This is a genomic window from Brevundimonas sp. UBA6550 (assembly GCF_002434505.1).
Lineage (GTDB): Bacteria > Pseudomonadota > Alphaproteobacteria > Caulobacterales > Caulobacteraceae > Brevundimonas.
The window spans coordinates 181,257-193,167 of sequence record NZ_DJKE01000001.1 but is presented as its reverse complement, the minus strand read 5'-3'; the positions used below and the strand labels follow the sequence as shown (position 1 = coordinate 193,167).

10 protein-coding genes are annotated in these 11,911 nt (G+C 67.5%); 7 read left to right on the top strand and 3 right to left on the bottom strand.

The annotated features are described in order from the left end of the window. The 7 genes from B3Z70_RS00860 to B3Z70_RS00830 all read left to right on the top strand — a co-directional run bounded on the left by B3Z70_RS00860 (position 1) and on the right by B3Z70_RS00830 (position 6,972). Positions 1-252: an ACT domain-containing protein gene (locus tag B3Z70_RS00860; RefSeq protein ID WP_292022896.1), complete on the top strand. Its 252-nt coding sequence runs from the start codon at positions 1-3 to the stop codon at positions 250-252. Further along, positions 252-1,502 carry a 2-isopropylmalate synthase gene (locus B3Z70_RS00855; RefSeq protein WP_292022898.1) on the top strand — a complete coding sequence of 417 codons (1,251 nt, stop codon included), beginning with the start codon at positions 252-254 and terminating at the stop codon, positions 1,500-1,502. Before B3Z70_RS00860 ends, B3Z70_RS00855 begins: the two co-directional genes overlap by 1 nt. Further along, positions 1,495-2,952: a 3-isopropylmalate dehydratase large subunit gene (gene leuC, locus B3Z70_RS00850; RefSeq protein ID WP_292022900.1), complete on the top strand. Its 1,458-nt coding sequence runs from the start codon at positions 1,495-1,497 to the stop codon at positions 2,950-2,952. Before B3Z70_RS00855 ends, leuC begins: the two co-directional genes overlap by 8 nt. Continuing rightward, entirely contained in the window at positions 2,945-3,529 is a 585-nt protein-coding gene (gene leuD, locus B3Z70_RS00845) for a 3-isopropylmalate dehydratase small subunit (RefSeq protein WP_292022903.1), read from the top strand. The genes leuC and leuD overlap by 8 nt, the downstream gene beginning before the upstream one ends. After that, positions 3,529-4,635 carry a 3-isopropylmalate dehydrogenase gene (gene leuB, locus B3Z70_RS00840; protein ID WP_292022904.1) on the top strand — a complete coding sequence of 369 codons (1,107 nt, stop codon included), beginning with the start codon at positions 3,529-3,531 and terminating at the stop codon, positions 4,633-4,635. The genes leuD and leuB overlap by 1 nt, the downstream gene beginning before the upstream one ends. A 218-nt stretch (positions 4,636-4,853) precedes the next feature. Continuing rightward, complete coding sequence (locus B3Z70_RS00835) at positions 4,854-6,197, top strand: ammonium transporter (protein WP_292022907.1); 1,344 nt, start codon at positions 4,854-4,856, stop codon at positions 6,195-6,197. A 79-nt stretch (positions 6,198-6,276) separates the two neighbouring features. Further along, positions 6,277-6,972 carry a TorF family putative porin gene (locus tag B3Z70_RS00830; RefSeq protein WP_292022909.1) on the top strand — a complete coding sequence of 232 codons (696 nt, stop codon included), beginning with the start codon at positions 6,277-6,279 and terminating at the stop codon, positions 6,970-6,972. A 58-nt stretch (positions 6,973-7,030) separates the two neighbouring features. On the opposite strand, the gene B3Z70_RS00825 is transcribed toward B3Z70_RS00830, so the two are convergent. The 3 genes from B3Z70_RS00825 to B3Z70_RS00815 are packed head-to-tail and all read right to left on the bottom strand — an operon-like array spanning position 7,031 to position 11,855. After that, a complete protein-coding gene (locus tag B3Z70_RS00825) occupies positions 7,031-9,403 on the bottom strand; it encodes a glucan 1,4-alpha-glucosidase (protein WP_292044439.1) in 2,373 nt (790 codons plus the stop codon). Between the two features lie 8 nt (positions 9,404-9,411). Next, complete coding sequence (locus tag B3Z70_RS00820) at positions 9,412-10,353, bottom strand: alpha/beta hydrolase (RefSeq protein ID WP_292023975.1); 942 nt, start codon at positions 10,351-10,353, stop codon at positions 9,412-9,414. Continuing rightward, complete coding sequence (locus B3Z70_RS00815; protein ID WP_292044438.1) at positions 10,350-11,855, bottom strand: MFS transporter; 1,506 nt, start codon at positions 11,853-11,855, stop codon at positions 10,350-10,352. The genes B3Z70_RS00820 and B3Z70_RS00815 overlap by 4 nt, the downstream gene beginning before the upstream one ends. Positions 11,856-11,911 lie beyond the last annotated feature (56 nt).

Sequence of the window (11,911 nt, the reverse complement as noted above, 5' to 3'; positions counted from 1 at the left end):
ATGAGCGACACGATCCACATCCAGATCGACCGTGCGGATGGTTCGCTTCAGCGTCTCATCGGCCTTGTGGAACGCCGGGGCTTCCACATCGACGGGATCAACATGTTCGATGAGGGCGCGTTCCGCCGTATCGCCCTGACCGTGCGGGGCCGCGATGGCGGCCGCTGCATGGACAACCTGGGTCGCCAGATCGACCGGCTGTTCGGCGTGCGCCGCATCAGCAACGACATTATTCAATCCGAGGCCGCGTGATGACCACCCCCGAAGAGGTCCGAGTATCGGGCGTATCGCGCACCGAGCAGATCGCGGCCGATCCCAACCGCGTCATCATCTTCGACACCACGATGCGGGACGGAGAGCAGGCGCCCGGCTTCTCCATGTCCGGTCAGGCCAAGGTGAAGATGGCCCAGGTCCTGACGGACCTGGGCGTCGACGTCATCGAGGCCGGCTTCGCCGCCGCCTCGCCGGGCGACGAGGACTGCATCCGCCGCGTGGCAGGCGAGGTGGAGGGGCCGATCTTCTGCTCCCTGTCGCGGGCCAATGAAAAGGACATCGACGCCACCTTCCGCGCCCTGCAGCCGGCGCCCAGGGCCAATCGCCGCTGCCACGTCTTCCTGGCCACCAGCCCGATCCACCGGGCGGCCAAGCTGAAGATGTCGACCAATGAGGTGCTGTCGACCGCCGTGCGATCCGTGGAATACGCGGCCAGTCTGTTCGACGACGTGGAGTTTTCGGCCGAGGACGCCTTCCGCACCGAGCCGGAATTCCTGGCCGATGTGCTGGAGGCCGCCGCCGACGCCGGCGCCCGCACCCTGAACGTGCCCGATACGGTCGGCTATGCGACGCCGCAGGAGGTGCGCGACCGCTTCGCCGTCCTGGCCGCGCGGATCAAGCAGCGCCATCCGCACGTCATCTTCTCCACCCACTGCCATGACGACCTGGGCATGGCTGTCGCCAACTCCCTGGCGGCCGTCCAGGGCGGCGCGCGTCAGGTCGAGGGCGCGATCAACGGCATCGGCGAGCGGGCCGGCAACTGCTCGATCGAAGAAGTCATCATGGCGCTGAAGGTGCGCGAGGACCTGTATGGCGTCACGACCGGCGCCGACAGCCGCCATCTGGTGCGCGCCTCCAAGATCCTGTGCGAGATCACCGAGACGGTCATCGCGCGCAACAAGTCGGTGGTCGGGATCAACGCCTTCGCCCACGAGGCGGGCATCCATCAGCACGGGATGCTGGCCGACAGCCGCACCTATGAGATCATGCGGCCCCAGGACGTGGGCTTCGAGGGCAGCTGGTTCGTGCTGGGCAAGCATTCGGGCCGTCACGCCATCGCCAAGCGCGCCGAGACCATCGGCCGTCCCATCGAGGGCGAGCGTCTGGCCGCCGTCGTCGCCGGCTTCAAGCGCCGCGCCGACCAGATCGGCGAGATCAACGACGCCGAACTGATCGCCATCATCGACCAGGTGGACGGCGTTTCCGAGGTCGTGGCCCAGTATGCCTGATCCCAGGACCCTGTTCGACAAGGTGTGGGACGCCCACGTCGTGCGGTCGGAAACGGCCGACACGCCGGGGGTGCTGTATATCGACCTGCATCTGGTCCACGAAGTCACCAGCCCCCAGGCGTTCAGCGAGATCGAGGCGCGCGGGCTGAAGGTGCGCCGCCCCGACCGCACCTATGCGACCCTGGACCATTCGACCCCGACCCTGCCGGCGGGACTGAACGGTCTGAAACCCTATGTCACCGCCCAGGCCGAGGCCCAGGTGCACACGCTGGAGCGCAACTGCGCCGCCCACGGCGTGCCGCTGGCGGGATGGGATTCGGACGATCGCGGCGTGGTCCATGTCATGGGACCGGAACTGGGTCTGACACAGCCGGGCATGACGGTGGTGTGCGGCGACAGCCATACCGCGACCCACGGCGCCTTCGGAGCCCTGGCCTTCGGCATCGGCACCTCGGAGGTCGGCCATGTGCTGGCGACCCAGTGCCTGCTGCAGCGCAAGGCCAAGGCCATGCGGGTGACGGTGGATGGTCAACTGCAGCCGGGCGTCTCGGGCAAGGATGTCGCCCTGGCCGTCATCGCCGCCATCGGCTTCGGCGGCGGCACCGGCTATGTCATCGAATATGCGGGCGAGGCGGTGCGGTCGCTGGACATGGAAGGGCGGATGACCCTGTGCAACATGTCCATAGAAGCCGGCGCGCGGGCCGGCATGATCGCGCCGGACCAGAAGACCATCGACTGGCTGCGCGGCCGCAAGCACGTCCCCGCCGACTATGAGGCGGCGACGGCCGACTGGCTGAACATGGCCAGCGATCCGGGCGCGGTCTTCGACCAGGAGGTCGTGATCGACGGCGCGGCCATCCGTCCGATGGCGACCTGGGGCACGACGCCGGACGCGGGCGCGCCCATCGGCTCTCAGGTGCCGCAGCCACAGTCGGACTCGGACCGCAAGGCCATCGCTTATATGGGCTTCACCCCCGGCGAGGCGACGACCAGCCAGCCGGTGGACGTGGTCTTCATCGGCTCCTGCACCAATGGTCGTTTGCCCGACCTGCGCGCCGCCGCCGACGTGCTGCGCGGTCGCAAGGTCAAACAGGGTCTGCGGATGCTGGTGGTGCCGGGCTCGGAGGCCGTGCGTCGCGACGCGGAGGCGGAAGGGCTGGATCAGGTCTTCATCGCCGCCGGGGCCGAATGGCGCATTCCGGGCTGTTCGATGTGCATCGCCATGAACGGCGATTTCGTCGCGCCGGGGCAGCTGGCGGTCTCGACCTCGAACCGCAATTTCGAGGGCCGTCAGGGAAAGGACGCCCGCACCATCCTGGCCAGCCCGGCCACGGCGGCCGCGACGGCGGTGGCCGGGGTCCTGACCGACCCGCGCGTCTATCTGAACGAGGCGGCCGCCCTCAAGCAGTCGAGCGCCGCGCGCGAGACGGTAGGAGCGCAAAATGTCTGAACCCTTCCAGGTCCTGACATCGAAGACGGTCACGCTCAGTCAGGCCAATATCGACACCGACCAGATCATCCCCGCGCGCTTCCTGACCACGACCACGCGCGAAGGGCTGGGCAAGGCCGCCTTCTATGACTGGCGCTACGAAGACGACGGCTCGGAAAAGCCCGAGGCCATTCTGAACCGCATCGACCCAGCCGAGCATCGCATTCTGCTGGCGGGACGGAACTTCGCCTGCGGGTCGTCGCGCGAACATGCGCCCTGGGCCCTGTTGGACTATGGGTTCCGGGCCGTGATCTCGACCGAGATCGCTGACATTTTTACATCTAATGCGTTGAAAAACGGCCTTCTGCCCATCGTCGTCAGCCAGGCCGTCTGGGACGATCTGGCGTCGCAGCCGGACCAGCCGGTCACGATCGACCTCCAGGCCAATCAGATCCAGCGCGGCAATGCCGAACCCGTGCCGTTCGGGGTCGAATCCTTCGCCCGCCAATGCCTGCTGGACGGGGTGGACACCCTGGGCTGGCTGCAATCAAACATGACCGAGATCGAAGCCTACGAGCGATCGAGAGAGACCGCCTGATGACCACCGCCGCCCCCAAGACCTACAATATCGTCGTCCTGCCGGGCGACGGCGTCGGACCCGAAGTGGCGGGCGCCGCCCGTCAGGTGCTGTCGGTCATCGCCGACTTCTACGGCCACCACTTCGCCTTCACCGAACATCTGATCGGCGGCGCGGCCATCGATGCCACGGGCGAGGCTCTGCCCGACGTCACCAGCGCCGCCTGTATCGAGGCCGACGCGGTTCTGCTGGGCGCGGTCGGCGGGCCCAAGTGGGACGGCGGCAAGGTGCGGCCCGAACAGGGGCTGCTGGCCATCCGCAAGGCGATGGGGCTGTTCGCCAATCTGCGTCCGCTGCAGGTCTCGCCGGTGATGGCGCACCGCTCGCCGCTAAAGAAGGAGATCGTCGAAGGCGTCGATCTGATCGTCTTTCGCGAACTGACCGGGGGCGTCTATTTCGGCAAGAAGACCCGCGACGAGAAGGGCGCCACCGACCTGTGCGAATATACGGTGGTGGAGATCGAGCGCGTCGCCCGCGCCGCCTTCCAGACCGCGCGCCAGCGTCGCGGCAAGGTGACGTCGGTCGACAAGGCCAATGTCATGGAGACCAGCCGCCTGTGGCGCGAGGTCGTGACCCGCATCCACGCCGAGGAATTCCCGGACATCCAGCTGGAGCACGCCCTGGTCGATTCCATGGCCATGCATCTGATCAGGAAGCCGCGCGATTACGACGTCATCCTGACCGAGAACATGTTCGGCGACATCCTGTCGGACGAGATTTCGGTGCTGGGCGGCTCCATCGGCTTGCTGCCGTCCGCCTCCCTGGGGACCCAGGGGCCGGGTCTGTTCGAGCCGATCCATGGTTCGGCGCCGGACATCGCCGGTCAGGACCTGGCCAATCCGGTGGGGGCCATCCTGTCGGCGGCCCTGCTGCTGCGCCACAGTCTGAAGTTGGAGGACGAGGCGGATTCGATCGAGGCCGCCGTCGCCGCCGTCCTGGCCGCCGGCGCCGTAACCGCCGATCTGGGCGGCGAACTGGGCACGCGCGCCGCCACCGAGGCCGTCATCGACGCCATCCGCGCCATCCACTGGGCGGCGGCGCACCGGGTGCAGATGCACTGGGCTTGAGGCTCGCCGACAAGGGCCGAGAATCCGTGCCTTAAGCTTGGCTTTTGCGGCAATCTGAAATCTCGTTTTCGGCGCAGGATCGAATGATCTTGCGCCTTGAACGTTTTGTGACCTGACCGTTGCAAGAATGTTGCGCTGTCGGCGCGCTTTCCTCTTGCGCGTCTCGCAATTGCGGTAAAACCTTCGCAACTGCGAGATTGCATAGGGGGTACTATTTCATGTCGCAGCTTGGAAACCGACTTATTGGGGCCGCCGGCCTCGTCCTTCCCACACTCTGTCTTATCGGCGCCGGCGCCGCCCAGGCGCAGACCGGAACGCCGGCCCTTCTGGGCCACCAGGCTCCGCTGGTGCTGGACAGCGCCGGGGCCTCCTGGCTCGGCACCTCCACCGCGCTGGTTCTGCTGATGACCCTCCCCGGTCTGGCGCTGTTCTACGGCGGCATGGTGCGCAAGAAGAACGTGATCGCCACCATCACCCAGTCCGTCGGCGTCTTCGCCGTGGTGTCGCTGGTGTGGTTCATCGCCGGCTACAGCCTGGCGTTCGGGGCCAATCCCTCGGCGGGCCTCCAGCCCTTCATTGGCAGCCTGGACATGCTGTTCCTGAACGGCGTCTCGTTGAAGACCGCCAACGCCCTGCTGCCGGGCATCCCCGAGTTCCTGTTCATCTCCTTCCAGATGACCTTCGCCATCATCACCCCGGCGCTGGTGACCGGCGCCTTCGCCGAGCGGATGAAATATTCGGCGCTGCTGCTGTTCACCGCCCTGTGGTCGCTGCTGGTCTATGCGCCGATCTGCCACTGGGTCTGGGGCGGGGGCTTCCTGGGTTCGGCCGGCGTGCTGGACTTCGCCGGCGGCGCGGTGGTTCACGTCAACTCGGGCGTCGCGGGACTGGTCTGCGCCATCGTCCTGGGCCGTCGCAAGGGTTACGGGATCGAGCCGATCCTGGCGCACAATCCGGTCCTGACTATGATCGGCGCCAGCCTGCTGCTGGTCGGCTGGATCGGCTTCAACGCCGGTTCGGCGGGCGCGGCCAACGACCTGACGGGCGTGGCGCTGCTGAACACCCTGCTGGCCGCCGCCGCCGCCGCCCTGACCTGGAAGATCGTCGAATACATCGAAAAGAAGAAGGTCTCGCTGATCGGCATGTTGTCGGGCGTGGTCGCGGGCCTAGTCGCCATCACCCCGGCGGCCGGCTTCGTCGATCCCAAGGGCGCGGTCATCATCGGCCTGATCGCCGGTCCGGCCTGCTACGCCTCCTCGGTGTGGGTCAAGAAGCTGCTGCGTTACGACGACAGCCTGGACGCCTTCGGCATCCACGGCGCGGGCGGCCTGATCGGCGCGCTGCTGACCGGCGTGTTCGCCACCACCGCGATCAACAGCCTGTCGGAAGGCGCCAATGTCGGCGCTCAGGCCCTGGGCCTGCTGTGGACCATCGTCTACAGCGCCGTCGGCACCCTGATCATCCTGATGATCTGCAAGTTCACCACGGGCCTGCGGGTCAGCGAGGCGGAAGAGGCGGCCGGCCTGGATACCTCGCTGCACGGCGAAGTGCTGGAACATTGATCCGGCGACCGGGCGCGGCTCCATCCCCGCGCTCGGCCATCGCCGCCGGTTCGTAAATCAAAACAAGGGGATAAAGACTATGAGCAAGAACCTGTTGCGTGCAGCCGCCGCCGCGACCCTGGCCACGGCCCTGATCGGCCTGTCCAGCCCGGCCTCGGCCCAGAGCGACGTCAAGGTGGCTTGGAACGTTGGCGTCGTCAGCGACTACATCTTCCGCGGCTTCAGCCAGACGGGCGAGGACCCGGCCATCCAGGGCGGTGTCGATCTGACCTCGGGCAGCTTCTACGCCGGCGCCTGGGCCTCCAACGTCGATTTCGGCGACGACACCGATGCGGAGATCGACGTCTATGGCGGTTATCGCACCGAGGCGGCGGGCTTCGCCTGGGATTTCGGCGTGATCGGCTACCTTTATGCCGGCGAGCCCAAGGGCGCGGACTATAACTACGCCGAGTTCAAGGCCGCCGCCTCGCGCGCCGTGGGCCCCGCCACCGTCGGCGCCGCCGTCTATTACTCGCCGGACTTCTACGGCGTGGACAAGGAGGCGACCTATGCCGAGATCAACGGCGCCTTCGCCCCGGCGCCCAAATGGACCGTCTCGGGCGCCGTCGGCCGTCAGTGGCTGAACGTCAGCAACGACTACACCACCTGGAACCTGGGCGTCGGCTACGCCCTGACCGACAATCTGGGGCTGGACGTGCGCTACTATGACACCAACGTCAAAGGGGTTCCGGCCGCCGACGACCGCATCGTGGGCGGCCTGAAGCTGACCTTCTGATCCACCCGAACCCAGAAGTGGAAAGGCCCCGGAGATCGCTCTCCGGGGCCTTTTTCGTTCAGCGGGCGTAGCGGTCGTGGACGGGATCGTAGCTGTCCCAGACCTTGCCGTCGGCCAGCGACCGCAGCAGCTTCAGATATTCCGCATGGGTCCAGGCCAGGGGGGTGGCCGAGTCGGTGTTCTGACCCAGGGCGTAGTCGCGGGCCGTGGGGTTTCCGACCCCGTCCCACACCTGTTCGGCCAGCATCAACCCACCGTTGGCGAACCGCTCCATGCCGCGCACATAGGTCTGGCGGATGGCGGCGATGTCGGCGGCCGAGGGGGCGCCGTTCACGCTGACGCGGGCCAGCTCGTAATGACCGCGTTCGCCGGTGAAGAAGGGCCAGACCCGGCCGCGCTGACCGGGGCTCATCTGGCCGCCGACGCCGTAGTTGGCGCCGGTGACATGATCCTCGCCATACCCATCGACGCCATATCGGCGCCAGCCCGGCGTCTTGTCGCCCTCGGGGCCGAAGTCGAAGCGGACGCGGTACAGGTCTTCCAGCCCCTGGTCGTCATAGACGGGCAGGGTGGCGACGATATGCGGATCGTCGGCCTTGCGCACGCCGTATCGGACCAGTTCCAGGAAGCCGCCGTCCACCACCTTGTCCTCCGGCGGGGCGACCTGGCCGTTGGCGGCGCCGATCGGGGCCTTGTCGTTGGGGTTCTCGTTCTGGGTGATGCGGATGAAGTAGCGCCCGTCGCCGAAGTCGCCGTTGGTGGTGAACATCCGCTCTTCGATCTTGGACGCATAGCTGTCGGCCGTGGCCAGATAGCGGGTCGCCCCGGCCGCATCGCCAGAGGCGCGCGCCATTTCGGCCGCGACCGTCAGGCCCGCGACCACGGCGGCGGTCGATGACGGCGAATAGCCCTGCTGCTCCTCCCAGCGTTCCTGCTGGGTGAAGGGCGGCTTGATCTCCGCATCGTTCCACATCAGGCCGACCTTGCCGCCGTCGACCAGGAAGTCGGCGGCCGGCTTCAGCATAGACCGATAGTGTTCGGTCATCTGGGCGTCGGACAGCCAGCCCATCTTCCACAGACGATAGCCCAGCATGATCGGCATGGCGGTCTGGTCCAGCTGGACCGCGACCCATTCCAGCTCGCCGTCGACGTGCGTCTTCTGCAGGAACCATCCGCCGACGCCGGTGTTGCCCGGCGTGTTCGGCCCCACCTGGACCTGGGGCAGATAGTTGAAGGCCGCCAGCGGCGTCTCCTTGTCGCCCATGGCCGCCAGAGCCATCGCCACCTGATAGAAGTCGCGCGGCCAGACGGCCTTGTAGCCGGTCGAGGATTTCGACGCATCCACCGTGTCGCCCCACGGGTTGGACAGGCTGGCGATCAGGGCGCCGGCGTGGGTGCGGTCCTCCTGCACCTTCAGCATCAGGGCCGAGGCGTAGGCCAGCTTGCCGCCGTCGGTCGCCTGTTCGGCGATGCGCGGCAGTTCGGTCAGGGAGGCGACATAGTCCTCCCAGCCCACGCGCTCGCCCTCGCCGTTGAAGCGGGCCAGCACCTCGTCCAGTCCGGTGGCGAACGATCCGTCCGCCGCCGCGCGCGCCTCGGCCTCGCTCTGGCCGAAGCCGATCACGAAGTCGCGCGTGATCTGGGTGCTTTCGCGCATCCGGGGCAGGGCGCCGGTCATCATGGTGTTGCCGGCCTGATCGCCGGTCGAGGCGTAGGTCCAGTCCAGCTTGCCGTCCTTCAGGTCCGTCAGACCGTCCGAAGCTCCGACGAAGCCCACGCTGGCCTTTTCGAACGCGTGGCTGGGCTTCAGGAACAGGTGGGTGTCGCCTTCCCAGGCGTGGAAGCCGTCGCGCGCGACCTGGCCCCGGTCATCGACGCCGGTATTGGCGATGTGCGGCTCCAGCATCAGATAGGGCGTCACCTCGCCCTTCAGCGCCGTGATGGTGACGCGCAGCACCAGGGCGTTGCGATCCGGGTCGCTGAAGATCTGCTTTTCGATCTGGAAACGGCCGTTCTTGTCGCGGGTAGTGATGCGATAGGCGGGCGACAGCGGGCGCCCTTGCGCGTCCACGTGCAGATATTCGGTGCGGCTGGTGGTGTCGGGGCCTTCGACGACCAGGCCGTCATGGGTGACGCCGGCGAAGCGCAGGGCCTTGATCTGGGCCTCGTGGATCAGGCCGTACATGGTCTCGGTCAGGACGCCGTCGGCGATGGAATACCAGACCTTGGACACCGCCCCGGTCGGGCCGCCGTCGCGATACTGGCCGTCGACATAGGCTTCGTAGGAGGCGCCCGCGCCGGTCTTGGCCGCGCTGGACCAGACGGGCGGCGCGCCGGGCGCGCCGGGGGCGACGCCCGACTGGGCGGTCGCTGCGGAAGCGAGGGCCAGGCCGGCGGCGCCGGCGAGGCAGAAGGTACGGAAGTGACGCATTGTGGTCCTCACGGGTTGCGCGTGGGGGCGGGGGAAAGAAGAAAGGTCAGGGGCGCGTCCAGACGCTGGTTCCACGACGCCTCGGTGTGCTGGGCGCCGGGGAAGACCAGGCTCTGGAAATCGCCGGGGCCATAGCCGCGACGACGGAACGTCTGGTCCACCTGGGTCTGGAAGACGGCGTAGAACTGATCCAGCGTCTCGTCGCCCCGGTCGAAATAGAAGCGGTGCGCGCCGGGCGCCGGCAGGCCGCGTTCGATCACGCCGGTCCAGGCGGCGACCATCCGCTCGCGCCAGGCGTCCAGCGCCGCGCCCGCCTCCAGCCCCTCCAGCTTCAGCGGCCAGTGGGTCGACAGACAGGCGGCGGCGGAAAAGACGTCGGGCCGCTTCATCACCGCCGCCATCGAGATCAGACCGCCCATGCTGGACCCGGCGATCATCGTATCCTGCGGCTCGGTCAGGGTGCGATAGGTCCGGTCGACGAAGGGCTTCAACTCCTCGGTCAGAAACCGCAGATAGCCGTCGGACAGCGACGGCCCGCCGTAAATGGCCTGAACCTCGTCGCGCATGTCGGCGGGCAGGGCCGCGATCAGGTCGGCCGGCACGTATTCCCGAAGACGCAGATCGGTGTTCCAGACGCCGACGACGATGGGGGCGCGCACCTGGCCGCCCGCGATCAGTCGCGTCAGATGCTCGTCCACGCCCCATTCGCCGAAGTTGGCCGTGGCCGCATCGAACAGGTTCTGACCGTCGTGCATATAGAGGACAGGATGGCGGGCGTCCGACCCCTGATATCCCGGCGGCAGCCAGATGGAGACATTGCGCGCCTTCGCATGGGCCGAGGCCATGTTTTCATGAACGATCAGGCGACCGCCCGCGACGGCGCCTTCGGCGCGGGCCGCGCCGGCGAAGGGCAGGGCGGCCATCAGGGCCAGCAGGCCGCGCCGGTTCATGCGCGATGCTCCTTGACCAGCAGGGCGCTGGCCGCCGCCAGCACAAAGGAGCCCGCGCCCAGCACCAGGGCCCAGATGGCCTGGCCGTCGAACAGGGTCTTCAGGATCAGGCCCAGAACTGTGGCGGCCAGCAGTTGCGGCGCCACGATGAAGATGTTGAACACCCCCATATAGACGCCCATCTTCCGGTCCGGCACCGCCGCCGACAGGATGGCGTAGGGCATGGAGACGATGGACGCCCAGGCGAAGCCGACGCCAATCATCGGCAGCCACAGCAGGCCCGGCTCGCGAATGGCGAAGACGCCGAACAGGCCGGCCGCCCCCAGCAGCAGCATCAGCGCATGGGTCGCCTTTCGCCCGATCCGCCGGGCGATGACCGGCAGGGTGAAGGCCGCCAGGGCCGCCACGCCGTTATAGACGCCGAACAGCACCCCCACCCAGTCCGCGCCGGCCGCATAGGCGGCCGAGGTCATGTCGGTCGCGCCGTAATGGACGCGCGTCACGGCGGCGGTGGTGTAGATCCACATGGCGAACAGGGCGAACCAGCTGAAGAACTGAACCACCGCCAGGCCGCGCATCGTCTGCGGCATACGGAAGAAGTCGTTCAGGATCTCGGTCGCGGCGTTGACCATGCCCCGACGCTGCATCATGCCCACGGCGATCATCAGAAGGCCGAACCCGGCGATGAAGCCGCCCAGGATCAGCAGCTCCTTCTCAAGCCCCAGCGCCGCGATCAGGCCCAGCGCCAGAACCCCCAGCACCAGACAGATCAGACCCGATCCCAGCCAGCCGCGAACCGACCGGGCCGGCGCCTCGGGCGCATCGTCGGCGACCGGGATGCGGGCGCGTTCGAACGCGGCGATCTGTTCGGGGCTGTATTCACGGGTCGACAGCACGGTCCACAGGACGGCGGCGAACAGGCCCACGGCGCCGACATAGAAAGCGATCTTGACCGACAGGGGCACGACCCCCGCCTCGGCCGTCGAGGCGAAGTGGAAGACGTTGGATAACAGCCACGGCAGGGTCGAGGCGAAGACCGCGCCCGCGCCGATGAAGAAGCTCTGCATCGCATAGCCTGCGGTGCGCTGCTCCTCCGGCAGGTTGTCGCCGACGAAGGCGCGGAACGGCTCCATGGTGATGTTGATCGAGGCGTCCATGATCCACAGCATTGCCGCGGCGAACCACAGGCTTGGACTGTTGGGCATGGCGATCAGCGCCAAGGTCGTGGCGATGGCGCCGATCAGGAAATAGGGCCGCCGCCGCCCGAACCGGGTCCAGGTCTTGTCGCTGAAATGGCCGATGATCGGCTGGACCAGCAGACCCGTCAGCGGCGCGGCGATCCACAGGATGGCCAGCGTATCGACCTCGGCCCCCAGGGTCTGGAAGATGCGGCTGGTGTTGGCGTTCTGCAGGCCGAAGCCGATCTGGATGCCGAAAAAGCCGACGCACATGTTCCAGATCGCCAGACCGGACAGGCGCGGGCGGTGGGAGAGGAGGGTCATGGGCGCACACCTGATCCTTCTCCCCTCGGGGGAGAAGGTGGGCGGCGAAGCCGCTC

Coding starts and splice junctions, on each gene's coding strand:
- B3Z70_RS00860 (WP_292022896.1), top strand. CDS start 1: ATGAGCGACACGATCCACATCCAGATCGACCGTGCGGATGGTTCGCTT.
- B3Z70_RS00855 (WP_292022898.1), top strand. CDS start 252: ATGACCACCCCCGAAGAGGTCCGAGTATCGGGCGTATCGCGCACCGAG.
- leuC (WP_292022900.1), top strand. CDS start 1,495: ATGCCTGATCCCAGGACCCTGTTCGACAAGGTGTGGGACGCCCACGTC.
- leuD (WP_292022903.1), top strand. CDS start 2,945: ATGTCTGAACCCTTCCAGGTCCTGACATCGAAGACGGTCACGCTCAGT.
- leuB (WP_292022904.1), top strand. CDS start 3,529: ATGACCACCGCCGCCCCCAAGACCTACAATATCGTCGTCCTGCCGGGC.
- B3Z70_RS00835 (WP_292022907.1), top strand. CDS start 4,854: ATGTCGCAGCTTGGAAACCGACTTATTGGGGCCGCCGGCCTCGTCCTT.
- B3Z70_RS00830 (WP_292022909.1), top strand. CDS start 6,277: ATGAGCAAGAACCTGTTGCGTGCAGCCGCCGCCGCGACCCTGGCCACG.
- B3Z70_RS00825 (WP_292044439.1), bottom strand. CDS start 9,403: ATGCGTCACTTCCGTACCTTCTGCCTCGCCGGCGCCGCCGGCCTGGCC.
- B3Z70_RS00820 (WP_292023975.1), bottom strand. CDS start 10,353: ATGAACCGGCGCGGCCTGCTGGCCCTGATGGCCGCCCTGCCCTTCGCC.
- B3Z70_RS00815 (WP_292044438.1), bottom strand. CDS start 11,855: ATGACCCTCCTCTCCCACCGCCCGCGCCTGTCCGGTCTGGCGATCTGG.